The organism is Candidatus Pseudothioglobus singularis PS1 (genome assembly GCF_001281385.1).
GTDB lineage: Bacteria > Pseudomonadota > Gammaproteobacteria > PS1 > Pseudothioglobaceae > Pseudothioglobus > Pseudothioglobus singularis.
The window spans coordinates 116,230-136,330 of record NZ_CP006911.1; the positions used below are offsets into that span (position 1 = coordinate 116,230).

Sequence of the window (20,101 nt, forward strand, 5' to 3'; positions counted from 1 at the left end):
ATCTTATATAATAACCTTTTTTTGGACAAAATATAATGTCTGCAGGAAGCGAAATTAGAACTACCCCTTTGCATCAAATGCATATTAATGCAGGTGCAAAAATGGTTCCATTTGCTGGATATGAAATGCCAGTTAGCTACCCTCTTGGCATCAAAAAAGAACACACACAAACTCGAGAAAAGGCAGGCCTATTTGATGTTTCACATATGGGCCAAATTAAAATAACAGGTGCAGAAGCAATGAGTGCTCTTGAGTCTTTGGTACCCGTAGATATTATAGATTTACCCTTAATGAAGTCGCGCTATGCCCTTTTTACAAATAGCAATGGCGGCGTATCAGACGATTTAATGGTTACCAATCTTGGTGATAATTGCTTGTTTCTAGTAGTGAATGCAGCTTGTAAAGATTCTGATTTGGAGCATTTAAACCAGTCAATTGGTCTTAGTTGTAAAGTTGAACTATGTCAAAATTTAGCTTTGTTGGCATTACAGGGGCCCAAGGCTATAGAAGTGTTGGGAGAAATTGCTCCCTCTGTCACAGACATGACCTTTATGACTGCTAAGCATTTAACAATAAAAGATATTGATTGCTTTGTGACTCGTTCTGGATACACTGGCGAGGATGGTTTTGAAATATCAATGCCATCAAGTGATGCTGAAAAATTTGCTGCTCTTCTTCTTTCTAGTGATGAGGTTGAGTGGGTAGGTTTAGGTGCAAGAGACTCACTTCGATTAGAGGCTGGCTTATCGCTCTATGGACATGAGCTTGATGATAATCATAGTCCGGTTGAGTCATCTTTAAATTGGGCACTCTCTAAAGTCAGAAGGACAGGAGGCCAGCGTGAGGGCGGCTATTTGGGGGACAATATAGTTTTAAGTCACCTAAGTGATGGCCCTAAAGCAAGGATTGTTGGAATACTTCCTGAGGGCAAAATGCCTGTGAGAGATGGCGCCCTGATTGAAAATGAAGACGGAGTTCAGGTTGGTGAGGTGACCAGTGGAGGTTTTGGCCCAACTTTGAATAAACCGATAGCGATTGCGAGACTAAAAATAAAATATACTATGAACCAGTCAAAACTGTTTGCACTGGTAAGGGGAAAAAGAATAGCAGTTGAGGTTGTCAATCTGCCGTTTGTTAAACACAATTATTACAGAGGTTGAAAATTAATAAGGAGAAGAAATGAGTATTAAGTATTCTGAAGATCATGAGTGGGTTGATGAGAAGGAAGATGATTTAGTGGTTATTGGGATAACTGATTTTGCCCAGGAGCAGCTTGGGGATTTAGTTTATGTTGAGTTGCCAGAGGTTGGTGATGAGTGTTCTCGTGGCGAAAACATTTCAGTTATAGAGTCTGTCAAAGCTGCTTCTGACCTAGTTGCGCCAGTCTCAGGTTCAATTATAGAGGTAAACTCTCGACTAGAAGATGAGCCAGAGATTGTCACCGAGGACTCGATGGGTGAGGGTTGGTTCATCAAGGTGAAACTATCAAATCCTGAAGAGTTAAACGACCTTATGGATGAGGACGCATACAACACCTTTATTGAGGAATAACAAGAGAGACTTTAATGGCAAATAAGATTGAAGATTTATTGAATAATGACGCTTTTACCAATAGACATATTGGCTCTTCAAGCGAACAAAAGCATCAAATGCTTAACTATCTTGGTTTTGATAACCTTGATAAATTAATTGATGAAATAGTTCCAGATGTTATTCGTCGAAAAGAACCGATGAATATTGCAGATGGTATGTCAGAACTTGCAGCACTTAAACAGCTAAGAAATCTAGCAAGAATGAATATTCGATATAAGTCTTTCATCGGTCAGGGCTATTACAATTCCATCACGCCTCCAGTTATTCAGAGAAATGTCGAGGAAAATCCAGCCTGGTACACAGCTTATACTCCTTATCAACCCGAGATATCCCAAGGCCGACTAGAAGCTTTGATGAATTTTCAGACCATGGTCTCAGATTTGACAGGCATGGATTTAGCGAATGCATCGATGCTTGATGAGGCAACTGCGTGTGCAGAAGCCATGACTCTGTGTCATCGCGTTAGTAAATCAAAGAGTAATACTTTTTTTGTGGCAAATGATTGTTATGCTCAAAATCTTGAAGTTATTAAAACTAGAGCTGAGCCTCTAAATATTGAGGTTGTTGTTGGTGATCCTCTGATTGACTTAAAAGACCTCGATTGTTTTGGTGTTCTTCTGCAGTATCCAAATACTTATGGTGCTTTTAGTGACTATTCTAAATTAATCGAAGCCATTCACGAAAAGAAAGCACTTGTTAGTGTTAGTGCCGATCTACTAGCTTTGACGCTCTTAAAACCACCTGGTGAAATGGGAGCAGATATAGTAGTAGGAAATACCCAAAGATTTGGTGTTCCAATAGGATATGGCGGTCCTCATGCTGCTTACATGTCAATTAGTGATAAGTACAAACGATCAATGCCAGGGCGAATTATTGGTGCATCTGTTGATACAAAGGGAAGGCTAGCATATCGTTTAGCACTCCAGACTCGGGAGCAACATATTCGCCGTGAGAAAGCAACTAGTAACATTTGTACTGCACAGGCTCTCTTGGCAATCATGGCCAGCATGTATGCGGTATATCATGGTCCAGAGGGTTTAAAAAACATTGCTGGTCGTATTTTTCAATATGCCAGTGTCTTTGCAGATGGCATGAAGCAAATGGGATTTAAAGTACTTAATGATTCATATTTTGATACGTTAACGATTGAGGTTAAAAACTCAGATGCTATTGTTATGCAAGCTGAAAAAAATGGATACAATGTTAATGTGTTTAGTAAAACACTTGTCTCAGTATCTTTTGATGAACTTAGCACGCCTGAAGATATTGAGTACTTATGGAGGATCTTCAATACTGAGTCAGATCTTAGTGCACAGTCGTTGTTTGAAAAAAATAAATCAAAAATTCAAGAGAACTTACAAAGAAATTCTAAATTTCTAACGCATAAAGTCTTTAATACTTATCGTTCTGAAACAAATATGATGAGATATATTCGTTATTTAGGGGATAAAGATATTGCTTTAGATCGCTCAATGATTCCCTTAGGGTCATGCACTATGAAACTTAACGCTGCAGCTGAGTTGATACCAGTGAGTTGGCCAGAATTTTCACAAATTCATCCTGCAGTTCCAATGAACCAGGTAATTGGCTATCAGCAAATGATAAGTGAGCTTGAGGAAATGCTTTGTGAAGCCACAGGTTACTCAGCCATTTCACTGCAACCTAATTCTGGAGCTCAGGGCGAGTATGCTGGTTTAATTGCCATAAGGGGATATCACCGAAGTAGAGGCGATGAAAATCGAAATATTTGTCTCATTCCATCATCGGCTCATGGAACTAACCCTGCTTCCGCTCAAATGGCGGGAATGAAGGTTATCGTGATTGAAAGTGCCTCTGATGGCAATATAGATCTTGAGGATTTAAGAGCAAAAACTAAAGAGCACGAAGAAAATTTAGCAGCAATAATGATTACATACCCTTCGACGCACGGTGTTTTTGAAAAAGATGTTAGAGAAGTGTGTGACATTGTTCATAACGCGGGCGGTCAGGTCTATATTGATGGTGCAAATATGAATGCGATGGTTGGAGTTTCTGCTCCAGGAGAGTTTGGAGGTGATGTATCACATCTGAACCTTCACAAGACATTTGCGATACCCCATGGTGGAGGCGGTCCAGGCGTTGGTCCCATAGGTGTAAAAGAACACCTCATCGACTTTTTACCAAGAACACCTTTAAATAATACCGATGTTGGAAGTATTTCTGGTGCTCCATGGGGATCTGGCAGTATTTTGCCAATTAGTTGGATGTATATTGCAATGCTTGGAAAAGATGGACTCTATGAGGCAACATGTAATGCCATACTCAATGCAAACTACATAGCTAAAAAGCTTGAGGAGCACTATCCAATACTTTACAGTGATGAAAATGGAAGAATCGCTCATGAGTGTATTATTGATATCAGACCTATTAAAGATTCAGTAGGTATTAGTGTTGATGATGTTGCTAAGCGTCTTATTGATTTTGGATTTCATGCTCCAACAATGTCTTTCCCAGTTGCTGGAACGTTAATGATTGAGCCAACTGAGTCAGAATCATTAGATGAACTTGATCGATTCTGTGATGCAATGATTCAAATCAGAAAAGAGATTAAAAAGGTTGAGTCAGGTGAATATTCTACTGAAGATAATCCGTTAATTAATTCGCCCCACACTTTAGAAATGGTAACATCGTCTCAATGGGATTTTTCATATTCCAGAGAAGAGGCGGCTTATCCCGTCGAAAGTCTGAGGCGAGTTAAGTATTGGCCGCCAGTTTCGAGAGTGGATAATGTCTATGGAGATAAGAATTTGGTTTGTTCTTGTCCAAGTGTAGAAGATTATAAGTAGATTTATATGAAATCATTTTTGATTAGTGTTTTAGGAGACGATAAGTCTGGGCTTGTTGACGGCCTTTCCAAAATCATTGTTGCAAATAATGGTGATTGGATTGAAAGTAATATGTCGAGTTTTGAAGGAAAGTTTGCAGGCATTCTTAAAGTTAATGTGCCCTCAAGTAATGCTGCAAAACTAAAAAAAGAACTGACCTCTTCCACTTTAGGTCTTCAAATTGCATGTGAGGAAACTAAACCAGTTGATGAACTTAACAACGTTATGAGTTATAACATTGAACTGATAGGCCAAAACCATGTAGGAATTATAAATAAGCTTTCTCATGTTTTAGCTGATGAGTTGGAGGCTAATGTTGAAGAGCTAAAGACTGAGATAATTGATGCTTCAATGTCTGGAGAGCAGCTCTTTAAAGCCCAAATTAATCTTCACCTGCCCAACTCGCTTGATGAAAATCTAATCAGAGATAAGCTAGAGCAAATTGCTGATGAGATGATGGTCGAAATATACTCTTACGAAAGTTAGAATTAATCAGAAACTACCATGGGCAATGAAAGCGCTGTTTCTGTAGTTTGACTTTCCGTAGCTAAAGAGCTCACCACTTGGTAGTAAGACTTTCCCACCTGCTGACCTTAATACTGCATCTCCAGCAGCTGTATCCCACTCCATAGTTGGTCCAAATCGAGGATAAACATCAGCCTCACCGCAGGCAACTAAACAAAATTTTAATGAAGATCCAATAGAAATTGTATCTTTAATATGATTGCTATTAAGCCAATTATTCGTCGACTCATCTCGGTGAGAGACACTTGCAACAGCTATAGGGCCAGAATTTGGGACAGGTCTTATTGTAATTTTCTGAATACCTTTTTTTGATTCTTCAAAAGCTCCTGTAGCGCTTGAAGCAAAAAACATCCGATCCAAAGCTGGTGCATAGACAACTCCTAAAGTAGGAATTCTATTTTCTATTAGACCAATGTTGACTGTAAATGATCCAAGCCCATCCTTTTTAAGGAATTCTTTAGTTCCATCCAGTGGATCAATTAGGAAAAATTGTTCTGTAACCTCTGCTTGATGGCTACTTGAGTTTTCCTCTGAAATGATTGGGATATCAGGAATTATTTCTTTCAACTTCCCTAGAATGACATTCTCCGCAGCCTCATCAGCAAGAGTAACTGGAGACCCATCATCTTTAAAGTTGACCTCGATTGAGCTTTCATAGATTCTCATGATCTCACGACCAGCATCTCGAGCAACTTCTCGCAACTCTTCTAGTAATTGCGAATAATCTATCTGTATCATTTGATTAGGCACTTAGCTTAAGTGATAATGTTGTGCTCTGGGCCAAATGGGAATTTTGTAATGTCATAAGCACTATCTTCAGTCAGAACCATTACGTCATGCTCTCTGTAACCTCCTGCTCCTGGCTTACCCTCTGGAATCATAATCATTGGCTCCATAGAAACTACCATATTTTTTTGTAAAACAGTATCAATGTCCTCTCTTAATTCAACGCCAGCCTCACGGCCATAGTAATGAGACAGGACTCCAAACGAGTGTCCATAACCAAAAGTCCTACTTTCGAGTAAACCGTATTCCTCAAAAATTTTATTCAGTTCAAGCGCAATATCCTTGCATGCTACTCCGGGCTTAATTAGTTTCATGCCTTCTTCATGAACTTTGACATTTATTTCCCATAGCTTTAAAGATGCATCATCCACATGATCATAAAACAAGGTTCTTTCTAGCGCAACATAATAGCCGGCGATCATTGAAAAACAGTTAAGACTTAAGATATCTCCTTTCTGAACTTGTCTTGTAGTGACAGGATTATGTGCACCATCAGTATTGATTCCAGATTGAAACCAAGTCCAAGTATCCATTAGCTCTGAATGCGGATAGCGCTTTGCAATTTCTCTAACCATGGCTTGTGTGGAGTGAAGTGCAACTTCATGCTCAGGAGCTCCTTCTCTAATTGCTTCAACTAATGCAGCACCTCCAATATCACAAACATTTGCTCCCTGGATGATGTGTGCGATTTCCTCATCAGATTTAATTGAACGCATCTTCATACAGTCAACGGAAATATCAACAAAGTCTGCTTTGTCAAATGCTGCACTAAGTTTATCCAGACGCTCTTTAGTTATATGGTCATATTCAAGACCAATTTTTCCAGCATTTTTGACAAGCTTCTGTAGGGCATGAAAGAAGCTGTCTTTTTGCCAATCGGTGTAGACCAGATTTTCACCAAAGGTACGTCTAAAAGGTTGACCACCATCAATATTGGCAGTAACAGATGTCACTTTGTCTTGCGTAACTACAAGTGCATAAGGCCTGCCAAATGAACAGTAAAGGAAATCACTATAGTAATTAATGCCATGGATAGAGGTAAATATAATAGTATCAATATTGCTTTGAGCCATATGATCTTTTAGTTTTTTTTGCCTATCTAGGTATTCTTGATCACTAAATGTATGGGTGATATTATCACCATTTGGAATAAGAATCGTTCTGGGCATGTTCATAGTAAATCCTGGATATATTTAATTTGAGCGGATGTTAGACAATATTGATAAGTATAGCAAGCTTTTTTCAAACAAAATATTTTAAGTTTTTATAAATGAAGATATGCCTTATATTTTTTAAAACATTCTAATTTATTGTGATTTTTTTAAAACAGTTTCACGCACGAATGTATAAAGTCCTGAGACTACTACAATTGAAGCTCCAATTATGGTTAAGCTATCTGGATTCTCCTCAAGAATGATAATTGCAAGCAACATAGCAAAAACTATTCTTGAATATCTAAACGGAGATATAACTGACATTTCACCAATTCTTGAAGAGATAACAAGTGAGTAATAAGCAATTACACCAAAGGCAGATGCGCCAATAAAATATAGAATTTGATTAGATGTAGGAATTACCATTGGTGAGTTAAATGGAATAATTAGAATACCTGAAATTCCAAAAGCTATGAAGGCATACAATGCAATTGTTACTGAAGGAAGTTTAACTTGCATAGCGCGAGTTGCTAGATCACGAGCTGCTAAAAATACGGATCCAAGTAATGCAAATATTGATGCTGGCATAAACCCTTCAAAGCCAGGACGGACAATCAATAATACACCTATAAAGCCAATAAATACTGCCGTCCAGCGTCTCCAACCTACTTTTTCTTTAAAAAATATTACAGCACCAATTGTTACTAATAATGGCGCTATTTGTAGAATTGCTGTGGCAGATGAAAGAGGCGTTAAAGCAATTGCTGTAACAAAAAAAACTGCTCCTAAAAGCTCACAAATTGTTCGAATTATTACATGTTTGTTTAATAGATCTTTATGAATAATTGGCGCACGCTGCAGAAGTGCAATAATTAGGAATACAACTGTCCCAGTAAACCCAAGGATTATTATTACTTCTGATATTGGAAAATAAGTTGAGAGCATTTTAATAAAAAGATCCTCAAATGCAAAACCTGCCATCGCGAGAATCATAAATAGGATGCCCTTTAAGTTATCCATTTTTGTTGAACCAGATATTAAAGTTGAATTTTAACTGTAGCCATGCCCTCTTGAGTAATTATTTATTTTGGGAGGAGTCCATTGTTTCAAGGAGTCAGCTGATGGTTTGAAAATCTCCACCTTTAGAGGATAGCAATTCGCCTCATCGCTTGAATGGCTGGAACTACAATCGCCACCAGGACAAGCTGACAATCCTCCCAAAAGATCAATTTCAGCAAAGAATTCTATGAAATCATCTGGCCTTACAGGGCTTGCTTTCATGAAGTACTGGTGAGTATTTTTTGTAAATCCGGTGCACATAAAAACATTTAATACGTCATGAACGTTATCCTCTATTTGAGAAATTGGCTTTTGTTGCTGATTTGAGAGTGCTCTGCATAGGTTTGAGTGACAACAGTAGTGATACTCTTTGTTATTTAAAGCGACGTGTGTATAGGGGTCACACCTTGTTCCAATTACATCATGAACGCTTCCACCATCCTCATCATAGCCATACCAGTCTAGAGTGTCATGGGTAATGGTAGCCATCGGCCTTAAAAAAGGAAGATTCGAATAAAGTCTATCCCCAGTACTCACATGCGTCCCATAGAGTGCACGCGTTTTGCCACTAAAAAAACGTTCACTAATATTATGTTTGTTCCATAAATTTAAATCTCCTACTTGTGGCCCTTCAACACTGATAATTCTGAAAAAACAACCCGCAGGAACTTCAAAAGTTTTAGCATCTCTTGGAGGAATTATAATTGACTCTATTAGATGCATATTTTCTCTGGCTGATTGATAAATATTTGCGTTATAAGCTGGGAGATTGTCAATGGGATAAGATATGACTGGTTTAATGCCACGACGACTTTTTGCATCATCTGGCTCTGGACTTTGATTAATTATTTTCATAGTTGTCTCCTATTGATAAAACCATAACCATTATGTTGATTTTAGAGTGCTTTTCCAAATCCACCACCACCTGGTGTTTTTAGAACAAAAAGATCATTTTTCCGAACCTCTATCTGACCTTTAGTGCCCAATTTTGTGATACTTTCATCTGAGTGAATAACGTAATTTTCTCCAACGGCACCTGACTCACCTCCAGACACTCCGTAGGGCGGAATTTTCCTATGGCCCGCAATAATATTCACTGTCATTGGCTCCAGGAACCGCATCCTTCTATCCACTCCATCTCCCCCTCTATTAAGACCTTTTCCACCAGAATTTTTTCTGATGCTAAATGACTCAAGTTTGACTGGGAAGCGCCACTCTAAAACCTCTGGATCAGTTAGCCTTGAATTTGTCATGTGGGTATGAACCGCACTGCAACCAGGCTGATTTGAACTGGCTCCAGAACCACCACAAATGGTTTCATAGTTTTGGACTTTATTGTTACCCCAAATATAATTATTCATCGTCCCTTGTGATGCTGCAAATTCTCCTAGAGCTCCGAGCAAAGCATCAACAATGTATTGCGAAGTCTCAACATTCCCAGAAAATACAGCTGCTGGGTATTGGGGGTTGATCATTGAATGTTTGGGTATGATTAAATTTAAAGGTTTTAGGCATCCAGCATTAAGAGGGATATCGTCATCAACTAGGCAACGGAAAACATATAAGACTGCAGCGTAACAAATTGAACTTGGGGCGTTATAATTTCCTGGGTGTTGACCACTTGTGCCAGTGAAGTCAATGGTTGCAGTACGATTTACTTTGTTGACGCTTATTGAGACTGTGACTTGATGACCATCATCCATCTTATATGTAAAGCTTGAATCACTTAATACATCTAAAACTCTTCGAACAGATTCCTCAGCGTTATCTTGAACATGGCTCATGTATGCGTGAACAACTTCCAGGCCATAGTGCTTGATTATTTTCATTAGTTCTTGAGACCCTTTTTCTGCAGCTGCAACTTGAGCTTTTAAATCAGCAATATTTTGTTTAATATTTCTAGCAGGGTGTTCACCTAAGCTTAATAATTTGAATATTTCCTTTTCAAGAAATACACCCTTAGCGACTATGGTGAAGTTATCAATTAGTACCCCCTCCTCTTTAATATGGGTCGAGTTTGCTGGAGCAGAGCCAGGAACTGTTCCACCAATATCTGCATGGTGACCTCTTGTAGCAACATAGAAAATTACGTTCTCATTATTGTCATCAAATACTGGCTTTATAAGTGTAATATCTGGCAAATGTGTGCCCCCATTATATGGGGCGTTAATAAGAAAAGCATCACCTGGATTCATCGTGGCAGAATTCTCTCTAATGATCGTCTTAATGGATTCACTCATTGAGCCTAAATGAACTGGAACATGGGGTGCATTTGCTACAAGATCTCCGGTGGGGGAGAATAATGCACATGAGAAATCTAGACGCTCCTTAATATTAACAGATGAAGCTGTATTCTCAAGAACCATACCCATTTGTTCTGCAACACTCATAAATAAATTGTTAAATATTTCCAACATGATGGGGTCTACACTTGTTCCAATAGCACTTGACCTTATGATTTTTTGAGTTCGAGTTAAAAGTAAATCATTGCTATCTTTAAGAGTTGCATCCCATCCTGGCTCAACTACGATAGTTGATGTTGGTTCAATGATTATGGCTGGACCAGACAGTTTTTCATTCGGTTTAATGTTGTCCCGATGATAAAAAATAGTCTTTTCAAGTTTTCCATTGATAAATACATCTTGGGTTTTAAGAGGTTTAGTTTTTAGCTTATCAGAGATAATTTTAGTTGACTCAAATTGCTCACTTTGACATGAAACCTCTGACTGGATTGATTCAATGATGACAATCTTTTCGGGTGAAATAAAGCCAAACCTTGCACTATGTGTTCTCTCGAAACAAAGTTTCATTCCCTCAACATCTTCAAATGGAACAGCTAATGACGTGTCAGAATCCTTATAGCGGAGATAGACTCGATCAGTATACTGAAATAAGTTTTTATTGAGGTTTTGTGAGATTAAATCTTTCTTACCCTTAACATGAAGCCTTTTGAAATTCTTTGAAAGGTCATCAATTTCACTATTTCCAAGAGGCAATTCAACAGTTAGATCATAGATAGTTCGACTATCGGCAAGTCCAATACCGTAAGCAGACAAAACGCCTGCATAAGGATGAAGATGGATTTGTTTTATACCTAATCTATCTGCAACTAAGCATGCGTGTTGTCCACCAGCACCACCAAAACAAGATAAGGCATAGTCGCTGACATCATACCCTCGTTGTACTGATATTTTTTTTATAGCGTTGGACATGCTCTCAACAGCGATTGATAAAAATCCTTCTGCAACAGAAGATGGATGGACTGTTTTTTTAGTTTTTAAGGAGATTTCTTTAGCAAGTTCTGTAAATTTTTTATCAACAATACTGAAGTCAAGTTTTTGATTGGCTTTGGGTCCAAAGACTTTAGGAAAAAATTCTGGATTTAATTTTCCTAGCATCACATTGCAATCTGTAACGGTAAGAGGACCTCCATTGCGATAACAAGCTGGGCCGGGAAATGCTCCTGCAGAATCAGGTCCTACTCGATATCTTGAGCCATCAAAATGAAGAATTGATCCTCCACCTGCAGCTACTGTATTTATTAACATCATTGGTGAGCGAAGCCTTACGCCTGCTACTTCAGTCTCAAGAGTTCTTTCATATTCACCATTAAAGTGACAAACATCTGTGGATGTTCCACCCATATCAAAACCGATGAGCTTATTGAGACCAATCTTCTCACCAGTTTTAACCATGCCAACGACTCCACCAGCTGGTCCTGAGAGTATGGCATCCTTGCCTTGAAAATAGTTTGCATCCGTCAAACCTCCATTGGACTGCATAAACATTAATTTTCCATAGTCGCTTTGAGTTGGGCCAAGTGCATCTTTGACCTGATTGACGTAGCGACGCAAAATTGGCGATAAGTATGCATCAACGACTGTCGTGTCTCCTCTTGGAATCATTTTCATGAGTGGGCTGACTTTGTGGCTAACTGAGATCTGCACAAACCCAATTTTTTTAGCAATTTCAGCAACTTGTTGTTCATGGCCTTGGTGTCTATAACCATGCATCAAAACAATTGCTATCGAATTAAATCCTTGATCAAAGGCAATTTTTAGTAATTTTTTTGTATTAATTAGATCAAGTTTTTTAATTATTTTTCCGTTGATATCGACTCTTTCTTCAATCTCAACAATCTCCGAATAGAGCATGTCAGGAAGCTGGATATCTAGTGAAAATAATTGGGGCCTTTGTTGATAACCAATCCTTAAGATATCTGAAAAGCCTGAAGTGATCGCTAATAGAGTTTTCTCACCTTCTCTCTCTAACAGAGCATTAGTTGCAACTGTTGTCCCCATTTTTATTGAGTCAATCTGATCAATTGGAACGCTATCTGCATCTTTTAGGTTTAATAGGTTTCTGATGCCTTGTATCGCTGCATCCTTGTATTGAGCTGAATTTTCAGAAAGTAGTTTGCGCGTTGAAATTTGACCCTCTGGACTTCTACCAATAATGTCTGTAAAGGTTCCCCCTCTATCAATCCAGAACTGCCATTTAGGTCTTCCATTAGTTATCATCAAAATTTATTTACTTATAAGTCTGAACTAAATTATATATGCAAATAAATACATATAAGTTAGCATGACTAGAGCGCTTAAAAAAATGATTGACACGAGGTAGTTTTAGGAACAAAATGCAAAAAAGTTCTATCCAGATATTTCAATATTTCAAGGGGGCAATAGGATGAACAACAATTATTTACTTGGCTTTAGCTTGGTCGTTATTAGCGGCATAATTTGGAGCTTTGGAGCACCACTAGTAAGATTACTTGAAGACGCTGAGAGCTTTAGGCTTCAGTATTTGCTTTACAGGGGTCTGGCCATTACCTCAGTCATACTCATATTCGTTTTGCTCAGAGAGGGTCGACACTTTTTTCAAACATTTAAACGGATTGATTCATGGAGCTTAGTGGGTAGTCTCGTCATGTCGGTCACTTTCTTTGGTTGGATTTATGCATTAACTACTACTACAGTTGCAATCACTTTATTAATGCTTGCATTGTCACCAGTTTTGTCAGCATTTTTGGGGTTTGTTATTCTAGGAGAGAGACTAAGTCGTATCACCTTTTTAAATATGTTAATAGTGGCTGCTGGAATCACAATTATGGTTTGGGATTCTGATAAATCAACCACTATCATTGGAGCTATTTATGGATTCTTTGTAGCTTTAGGTTTTGCTATTTACACAATAACACTAAGAAAAAATCCCGAAGTACCAAAGTTATTGACACCCGCTCTTGCTGGCTTTTGGTGCATGCTATGGGCAACTATCCTAATTCTCATTAATGGTGGCGGTTTTGAGATGCCAACTATCAATATTGGAATCAGTATGTCCCATGGATTAGTAGTCGGCTGTGGATTAATACTCTATGGACTTGGTGCAAAATACCTACCTAGTGGTGAATTAGTAATGCTTTCACTCCTTGAGGTGGTGCTGGGTATTTTTTGGGCTTGGCTTCCAGTTATAGGCATCAATGAAGTTCCAACTAGAAATACCTTAATAGGGGGAATGGCAATTATCTTAGCCATTATTCTTCAAGGGATTTATGCCAGAAAAAAGCACGTTATTCCAATGCCATAAGCTCTTGTAATATATTTATTTTTTTGTTTTATTTGAAAGATTGCTTTAGCCAATCTTTATTGCTAAAATTCCTCCTTTTTAGCAAATCAGCACTGACTCGTTAGATTAGATATAGTTTCATTTTTTGTAATAAATAATTACCTATCATTATCTTTGTTAATTTATTTATTTATCAACTCTAATGCTACAATTGATTTCTTACAATTAAATTAAATTAAATTAAATTAAATGAAAGAGCTAGTATTTCCTGATATTAATTTTGATAACCTTGAGCGTTGGACTGGTGACGTTTCACCACTCGAGTGTATTCTTATTAAAGATGAGACGCATAATGTAAAAAGCTTTACTTTCAAATCAAAGAAAGACGCTTGGTTTCAGTTTTTTCCTGGACAACATACAACTCTTTTTTTGAATATTGATGGTAAGGATGTCATGCGCACTTATACGATTGCATCAAGCCCTACAAGGCCAAATACAATTACTATCACCAATAAAAGAATGCAAGATGGTGTGGTGACAAACTGGATGCATGACAGCCTTAAAGTAGGTGATTGCGTTGAGGCACTTGATATTGGCGGGTCATTTAGTGTAGCCCTTGATCAACCAAAGCCAAAAATTTTACTTTTATCAGGTGGAAGTGGAATTACGCCGATGCTTTCTATGTCGAGATACTTTTTTGACCTTTCAATGAATCTTGATTTGGTTTTTATTCATAACGCTCAATCTGAAAACGATTTGATTGCCAAAGCAGAGCTCGATTATTATGATTCAACTCAGGATAATTTTAAGAGGCACTATGTATGCGATGTCGCCAGTGAAAGTTGGGATGGTGCGAGTGGCTATCTTAGTGAAGAGATGATGGTTGATCTGGTGCCTGATTTCACAGAACGAGAAATCTATTGTTGTGGACCAGAACCTTATATGCAAAACGTTAAGAAAATTCTCAACTCTTGTGATTATGATATGAGTCTATACCATCAAGAAAGTTTTGATATTGAGAGTTCAACTGCTCAAAATAACATGGCTATTGATGCAGATTTGCCCGAGCATAAAGTTTCAGAAAGTGAAATAAATGAATATAATGTCACCCTGTCAAAGAGTGGTGAAGTTTTGCAATGTGGAAGTAATACAAGTATTTTGGTTTCAATCCAAAAACAGGGAATTACAGTCCCATTTGCATGCTCTCAGGGTTTGTGCGGAACATGCAGAACTAAAATGCTTGATGGGACAGTTGAGATGGATGCTCAAGGTGGGCTCTTAAAGTCACATGAAAAAGAAGGATACATACTGACTTGTTGCTCTTACCCAACCAGTGATATTGTTCTGGATTTATAGATTTATTAGTTGAGTTAAAGTTATGCAAAAAAAATATTCGTGGTATTCCTTGTTGAAAGCAGGCTTGTCAAACCAAGAGTGGGATAAAGCAATTCCACTATGTAAGCCAAAGCCGAAGTATGACGTCATTATTATTGGTGGAGGAGGTCATGGTCTTGCTACAGCTTACTATTTAGCAAAGGAATGCGGGATTACTAATGTTGCAGTTGTTGAAAAGGGATATATTGGCGGTGGAAATACCGGTAGAAATACTACAATTATTAGGTCAAACTATCTCAGAGATGAAGCGTCTAGTCTGTATGAGCACTCAATGAGGCTATGGGAAGGGCTAAGTGAAGATTTAAATTTCAATGTCATGTTCAGTCAGAGAGGAGTCTACAATCTTGGACACACCCTTCAGGACATGAGGGATATTGAACGAAGAGTAAATGCCAATGTACTTAATGGAGTCGATGCTGTCGTTGTTGACCATAAAGAGATTAAAGAACAAATTCCGATTATCAATACCTCCAAAAATGTCAGGTATCCAATTATGGGTGCTTCATTCCAGGCGCGTGCTGGTGTGGCTCGACATGATGGCGTAGCATGGGGTTTTGCTCGAGCAGCCTCAAACTTAGGTGTCGATATTATTCAAAATTGTGAAGTCATTGATATTGAAGTTGAAGAGGGTAGAGTGAAAGGTGTAAAAACCACGCAAGGAGATATTTTTGCAGATCAAATTGGATGCGTCAGCGCAGGACACTCTTCAGTGATAGCAAAAATGGCCGGATTAAGACTGCCAGTTGAGAGTCATCCTTTGCAAGCGTTTGTATCTGAGGCAATGAAGCCTATTCTCCATACGGTTGTAATGTCCAACGCTGTTCATGGATATGTCAGTCAGAGTGATAAGGGAGATTTAGTTATTGGTGCTGGAATAGATGGCTATAACTCTTATGCTCAGAGAGGTAGCGCCAAAATAGTAGAGCACTGTGCAGCGGCAATACTGGAGTTGTTTCCAATTTTTTCTCGCGTTCGCATGAATCGACAATGGGGCGGTATAGTTGATGTCTGTCCTGATGCCTGTCCAGTGATTAGCCCAACTAAAGTTGAAGGTCTCTACTTTAATTGTGGCTGGGGAACGGGCGGCTTTAAGGCGACACCTGGTTCAGGTAATGTTTTTGCGCATACTATTGCACAAGACAAGCAACATGAATTGGCAGTTCCATTTCACATTGATCGCTTCACAACTGGTGCTCTTATAGATGAGCATGGCGCCGCAGGCGTAGCCCACTAGTTTAGTAAAAGGTAATATTATGTTTTTGATAGATTGTCCATACTGTAAAGAATTAAGAGATCAGAATGAATTTTCGCCTGCAGGGGAAGCTTTCATTGCAAGACCTCAAAACCCTGAGGCATTGACTGATGAAGAGTGGGCTGATTATGTATTTTATCGAACAAACCATAAGGGTGACCACTGGGAGCAATGGGTTCATACCGCTGGTTGTCGAAAATACCTATTAGTCAAAAGATCAACCATTAGTCATGAAGTCATCCAGGTGTCGACTTTTGGAGAGATTAACAGTGAGAACATATCATGAGACTAGATAATCACAAAAGCAGCCTCATAGATTATTCAAAGCCACTGAGTTTTATATTTAATAATAAATCCTACAAGGGTTTTCATGGAGATACGCTAGCTTCAGCGCTTATTGCAAACAACGTCCTCTTCTATGCAAGAAGCTTTAAGTATGGCCGAAAACGTGGATTGATGGGGGCAGGAGTTGAAGAGCCAAATGCCTTAGTTTCTCTCGAGATAGGGGGAAGATATACTCCCAATATGAAGGCTACTGAGGTGATGCTTTATAATGGTTTGAGTGCTGTTAGTTCCAGCAATCCAAATTCATTTGATTTTCGCGCTATGATTAAGCCGCTGCATCGTTTTATGCCAGCGGGCTTTTACTACAAGACATTTATTAAACAAAGAGTTTGGTCTTTGGTAGAAGATAGCTTGAGATCCTTATCTGGGTTTTCTAAAGCTCCTACTGAAGTAGATGAGGATGTGTACGATCATGTATTTCAGCATACCGAGTTTCTTGTCGTTGGCGGCGGAGTATCTGGCATAACGGCAGCATTAGAGATCCTCAATCACTCAAAAAATGCTAGGGTGATTCTGGTTGACGAAAGAGAGTGTTTGGGCGGAGAATTGCTGAGTGAGTTTTCAACTGATGAATCATCATACGACTGGCATGAAGAAAGCATTAATAGTCTATCGAAGTTTAAGAATGAAGATAATAGTCGTCTTAAAATCCTCACATCAGCGACTGCTTATGCTTGGTATGATCATAACTATATTGAAGTTCTTCAAACCAATGCTACGGGTCAATCTACTCTAAGAGATGGTGTTCGATCAGCAAGAAAAGTTCTACATAAGGTTAGAGCAAAAGAGGTTATTTTAGCTACCGGAGCCCATGAGAGGCCAATGCTTTTTGAAACCAACGACTTGGCCAATATTATGCTAAGTCAGTCTGTTAGACGATACATTGAAGAGTTTGGTGTGGTCTCAGGTAGAAAGGTTATTTTGTATGGAAACAATGACAGTATTTATAGCACTGCAATCAGTCTAAATAATAATAATATTGATTGTAAAGTTATTGATGTAAGAGCTCCTGGTGGTGAAAGTGAAATTGTTATCAAGGCTAAGAATTCAGGTATCGACATTATTCAAGGCTATGCAATTAGAAAAGCGAATGGAGCAAGCAGCATTAAAGGGGTTGAAATTTCAAAAGTTGAATTACAATCTAAGCCGCCTCATTGGCAATCCCAATGGAGGCTTACCAAAGATACACAAACACTAGAATGTGACTTATTAGCTACGTCAGGTGGGTTTAATCCTGTTGTGCACTTGGACTGTCATTGTGGTGGTAAGACTTATTTTGATGAGTATTCTCAATCATTCTTGCCTCAAAAAAAGAGAAAAAGTAGAAAAGTTTGCGGCGCTGTAAATTCTGTTGGGTTTTGGAAGGATGCCATTTTGGATGCTAAAAATAAAGCGCAACAGTCCCTGGAGTCTATGGGTGAAGTTAAAAAGGCCAGTATTCAACCACTTACTAAGGAGTGTTCAAACTATTACAAGGTTGATCGATTCTTTACTCCAAGTGAAATCCTTAATAAGCCGAAAGTGTTTATTGATATGCAAAATGACGTCACTACTTTGGATGTTGCGCTTGCAATTAGAGAGGGCTATCAGTCTATCGAGCACATCAAGCGTTATACAGCAATGGGTTTTGGTACTGACCAAGGTAAAACTGGAAATATTAATGGAATTGCTGTAGCAGCTGAATTCTTAGATGTTCCAATGTCAGATGTTGGAACTACGACATTTAGACCAGCATACACTGGAGTTGATTTTGGTGCGATGGCAGGCCGAGAAGTAGGTGATTTTTTTGACCCACAAAGATATACAACGATTCACAACTCCCACGTGGAGAGTGGCGCTGAGTTTGAATTAGTTGGTCAATGGTTCCGACCTTGGTTCTATCCAATGGAAGGGGAAGATATGCATCAAGCTGTCAATCGAGAGTGTAGATCTGTTCGAAACTCTCTAGGCATGATGGACGCATCAACGCTTGGAAAAATTGATGTCCAAGGAAAAGATGCAAGAGAATTTTTATCGAGAGTGTATACCAATGCCTGGATGAAGCTTGCCCCTGGAAGTTGTCGTTATGGCTTAATGTGTAATGAAAAAGGAATGATTATTGATGACGGTGTATCAGCTTGTATTAATGATAATCATTTTATTATGACCACGACAACAGGCGGTGCAGCAAGTGTTTACTCCACTCTAGAAATGTGGCTTCAAACTGAATGGAGTGACTTGGATGTTCATCTCAATAGTGTCACAGATCAATTTTCAACGGTCGCAGTAGTGGGGCCAAATGCTCGCAAATTAATGGAAGTATTGTGTGAAGATGTTGACTTTAATAAAGAAAGTTTTAAGTTCATGCAGTGGCGTCCTGGAACCGTATGCGGAGTCAACGCAAGAATTATGAGAATTAGTTTTTCAGGGGAACTGGCTTATGAAATCAATATTGAAGCCAACTATGGTCGCTTCATTTGGGATCAAGTTGCGCTAGCAGGGAAGCCTTGGAATATAACGCCTTATGGTACTGAATCAATGCATGTGCTTCGTGCAGAAAAAGGCTATATTATTGTTGGTCAAGATACAGATGGTTCAATGACACCTATGGATGTTAATATGAGCTGGATTCTTGCAAAAGATAAGTCATTTTCATATATTGGTCAACGCTCTTTTAGTATTGCTGCATTGAATTCAAATGATAGGCTTCAATTAGTAGGGCTATTAACAAAGGATGCCCAGGTCGTGTTACCTGAAGGGTCTCATATTATTAGTAATAAAGGGGTCTCTATCGGTTATGTAACCTCAAGTTATTATAGTTCAGCTTTAGGAAGGTCTATTGCGCTTGCTCAACTGAAGGGCGGGCTTTCTAAGATAACTGAAACAGTTTTGGTGAAAATTGTTCAAGAGAAGCAAGGATTGAAAGAGATACCTTGCGAAGTTTCTAGTAGCGTCTTTTATGATGCTAAAGGTGAAAAGGTGGATGGAAATGAGTGATTCTAAAAACAAAATTGAACCCATATTTAGATCCACTTTTGATCCTGTTACAGATGCTGATGGCTTTCTAATTAATCAGAAAAATCTTATCTCTCTGGAAGTAACTGGACACTCTTTGATTGTTCTAAGAACATCTGCAAGTTCAAAAAATAATACTAAGGCGGCAAAAGATATCTTTAATCTTAAGCTTCCTGGAACGCTTGAGATAACTTCTGGCGATAATGATTCAAAATGTTTTTGGGTTAGCCCCGATGAATTTTGGATTTTGTTATCGCGAAACCATAAGATAGAAATAGAAGAAAAGTTATCATCACTTCCTAAGGGTATTTCAATAAGTGATAATTCTGGAGCTTATGGAATAATTGAGTTTCTTGGAGATCAAACTAACAATCTATTAGCTAGATGGATGAGCTATGATATTGAAGGCTCTCTTAAGGATGGAAAGGCTGTTTCAACTACTTTTGGCCAGGCCCCTGTGTTTGTTTATCGTGATAAAAAAAGTTTATTTATGATGGTGAGACACTCCTTTTCACATTATGTAGCGGGGTTACTAAAGGATAGCGCAAAAAGGTTATAAGCAGTTATATTGC

At 38.6% G+C, this 20,101-nt stretch carries 15 protein-coding genes; 10 read left to right on the plus strand and 5 right to left on the minus strand.

Annotated features, from left to right (window positions below; genetic code table 11):
- Positions 1-35 precede the first annotated feature (35 nt).
- The 4 genes from gcvT to W908_RS00575 are packed head-to-tail and all read left to right on the plus strand — an operon-like array spanning position 36 to position 4,943.
- The gene (gcvT, locus tag W908_RS00560; RefSeq protein ID WP_053819521.1) at positions 36-1,160 is read left to right on the plus strand and encodes a glycine cleavage system aminomethyltransferase GcvT; all 1,125 of its coding nucleotides are present in this window, start codon (positions 36-38) and stop codon (positions 1,158-1,160) included.
- A 19-nt stretch (positions 1,161-1,179) separates the two neighbouring features.
- Positions 1,180-1,551: a glycine cleavage system protein GcvH gene (gene gcvH, locus W908_RS00565; protein ID WP_020023625.1), complete on the plus strand. Its 372-nt coding sequence runs from the start codon at positions 1,180-1,182 to the stop codon at positions 1,549-1,551.
- Positions 1,552-1,565: 14 nt separating this feature from the next.
- Complete coding sequence (gene gcvP, locus W908_RS00570; protein ID WP_053819522.1) at positions 1,566-4,418, plus strand: aminomethyl-transferring glycine dehydrogenase; 2,853 nt, start codon at positions 1,566-1,568, stop codon at positions 4,416-4,418.
- A 6-nt stretch (positions 4,419-4,424) separates the two neighbouring features.
- Complete coding sequence (locus tag W908_RS00575; protein ID WP_020023623.1) at positions 4,425-4,943, plus strand: glycine cleavage system transcriptional repressor; 519 nt, start codon at positions 4,425-4,427, stop codon at positions 4,941-4,943.
- Between the two features lie 6 nt (positions 4,944-4,949).
- Here the strand turns inward: W908_RS00575 and cysQ are convergent, their stop codons facing one another.
- From cysQ to W908_RS00600, 5 genes are all read right to left on the minus strand, one after another.
- A complete protein-coding gene (gene cysQ / locus W908_RS00580) occupies positions 4,950-5,720 on the minus strand; it encodes a 3'(2'),5'-bisphosphate nucleotidase CysQ (RefSeq protein ID WP_053819523.1) in 771 nt (256 codons plus the stop codon).
- A 17-nt stretch (positions 5,721-5,737) separates the two neighbouring features.
- Entirely contained in the window at positions 5,738-6,943 is a 1,206-nt protein-coding gene (locus tag W908_RS00585; protein ID WP_020023621.1) for a M24 family metallopeptidase, read from the minus strand.
- A 132-nt stretch (positions 6,944-7,075) separates the two neighbouring features.
- The gene (locus W908_RS00590) at positions 7,076-7,942 is read right to left on the minus strand and encodes a DMT family transporter (RefSeq protein WP_020028683.1); all 867 of its coding nucleotides are present in this window, start codon (positions 7,940-7,942) and stop codon (positions 7,076-7,078) included.
- Positions 7,943-7,972: 30 nt separating this feature from the next.
- A complete protein-coding gene (locus tag W908_RS00595) occupies positions 7,973-8,836 on the minus strand; it encodes an urea carboxylase-associated family protein (protein ID WP_053819524.1) in 864 nt (287 codons plus the stop codon).
- A 41-nt stretch (positions 8,837-8,877) separates the two neighbouring features.
- Entirely contained in the window at positions 8,878-12,501 is a 3,624-nt protein-coding gene (locus W908_RS00600; RefSeq protein WP_053819525.1) for a hydantoinase B/oxoprolinase family protein, read from the minus strand.
- A gap of 166 nt (positions 12,502-12,667) precedes the next feature.
- On the opposite strand from W908_RS00600, the gene W908_RS00605 reads away from it, so the two are divergent.
- The 6 genes from W908_RS00605 (at position 12,668) to W908_RS00630 (ending at position 20,088) form a co-directional block, all read left to right on the plus strand.
- Complete coding sequence (locus tag W908_RS00605; protein ID WP_020023617.1) at positions 12,668-13,564, plus strand: DMT family transporter; 897 nt, start codon at positions 12,668-12,670, stop codon at positions 13,562-13,564.
- 228 nt (positions 13,565-13,792) lie between these two features.
- Positions 13,793-14,899, plus strand: a complete 1,107-nt coding sequence (locus tag W908_RS00610; RefSeq protein WP_053819526.1) for an FAD-binding oxidoreductase — start codon at positions 13,793-13,795, stop codon at positions 14,897-14,899.
- A gap of 22 nt (positions 14,900-14,921) precedes the next feature.
- On the plus strand, positions 14,922-16,172 hold the full coding sequence (locus W908_RS00615) for a sarcosine oxidase subunit beta family protein (RefSeq protein WP_053819527.1): 1,251 nt from the start codon (positions 14,922-14,924) through the stop codon (positions 16,170-16,172).
- Between the two features lie 19 nt (positions 16,173-16,191).
- Positions 16,192-16,476, plus strand: a complete 285-nt coding sequence (locus W908_RS00620) for a sarcosine oxidase subunit delta (RefSeq protein ID WP_053819528.1) — start codon at positions 16,192-16,194, stop codon at positions 16,474-16,476.
- Positions 16,473-19,511: a glycine cleavage T C-terminal barrel domain-containing protein gene (locus W908_RS00625; RefSeq protein WP_053819529.1), complete on the plus strand. Its 3,039-nt coding sequence runs from the start codon at positions 16,473-16,475 to the stop codon at positions 19,509-19,511. The genes W908_RS00620 and W908_RS00625 overlap by 4 nt, the downstream gene beginning before the upstream one ends.
- Positions 19,504-20,088: a sarcosine oxidase subunit gamma gene (locus W908_RS00630; RefSeq protein WP_053820765.1), complete on the plus strand. Its 585-nt coding sequence runs from the start codon at positions 19,504-19,506 to the stop codon at positions 20,086-20,088. Before W908_RS00625 ends, W908_RS00630 begins: the two co-directional genes overlap by 8 nt.
- Positions 20,089-20,101: the final 13 nt, after the last annotated feature.

What these genes read in the sequence shown, in the direction of transcription:
- gcvT (WP_053819521.1), top strand. Translation starts at nt 36, where the DNA reads ATGTCTGCAGGAAGCGAAATTAGAACTACCCCTTTGCATCAAATGCAT.
- gcvH (WP_020023625.1), top strand. Translation starts at nt 1,180, where the DNA reads ATGAGTATTAAGTATTCTGAAGATCATGAGTGGGTTGATGAGAAGGAA.
- gcvP (WP_053819522.1), top strand. Translation starts at nt 1,566, where the DNA reads ATGGCAAATAAGATTGAAGATTTATTGAATAATGACGCTTTTACCAAT.
- W908_RS00575 (WP_020023623.1), top strand. Translation starts at nt 4,425, where the DNA reads ATGAAATCATTTTTGATTAGTGTTTTAGGAGACGATAAGTCTGGGCTT.
- cysQ (WP_053819523.1), bottom strand. Translation starts at nt 5,720, where the DNA reads ATGATACAGATAGATTATTCGCAATTACTAGAAGAGTTGCGAGAAGTT.
- W908_RS00585 (WP_020023621.1), bottom strand. Translation starts at nt 6,943, where the DNA reads ATGAACATGCCCAGAACGATTCTTATTCCAAATGGTGATAATATCACC.
- W908_RS00590 (WP_020028683.1), bottom strand. Translation starts at nt 7,942, where the DNA reads ATGGATAACTTAAAGGGCATCCTATTTATGATTCTCGCGATGGCAGGT.
- W908_RS00595 (WP_053819524.1), bottom strand. Translation starts at nt 8,836, where the DNA reads ATGAAAATAATTAATCAAAGTCCAGAGCCAGATGATGCAAAAAGTCGT.
- W908_RS00600 (WP_053819525.1), bottom strand. Translation starts at nt 12,501, where the DNA reads ATGATAACTAATGGAAGACCTAAATGGCAGTTCTGGATTGATAGAGGG.
- W908_RS00605 (WP_020023617.1), top strand. Translation starts at nt 12,668, where the DNA reads ATGAACAACAATTATTTACTTGGCTTTAGCTTGGTCGTTATTAGCGGC.
- W908_RS00610 (WP_053819526.1), top strand. Translation starts at nt 13,793, where the DNA reads ATGAAAGAGCTAGTATTTCCTGATATTAATTTTGATAACCTTGAGCGT.
- W908_RS00615 (WP_053819527.1), top strand. Translation starts at nt 14,922, where the DNA reads ATGCAAAAAAAATATTCGTGGTATTCCTTGTTGAAAGCAGGCTTGTCA.
- W908_RS00620 (WP_053819528.1), top strand. Translation starts at nt 16,192, where the DNA reads ATGTTTTTGATAGATTGTCCATACTGTAAAGAATTAAGAGATCAGAAT.
- W908_RS00625 (WP_053819529.1), top strand. Translation starts at nt 16,473, where the DNA reads ATGAGACTAGATAATCACAAAAGCAGCCTCATAGATTATTCAAAGCCA.
- W908_RS00630 (WP_053820765.1), top strand. Translation starts at nt 19,504, where the DNA reads ATGAGTGATTCTAAAAACAAAATTGAACCCATATTTAGATCCACTTTT.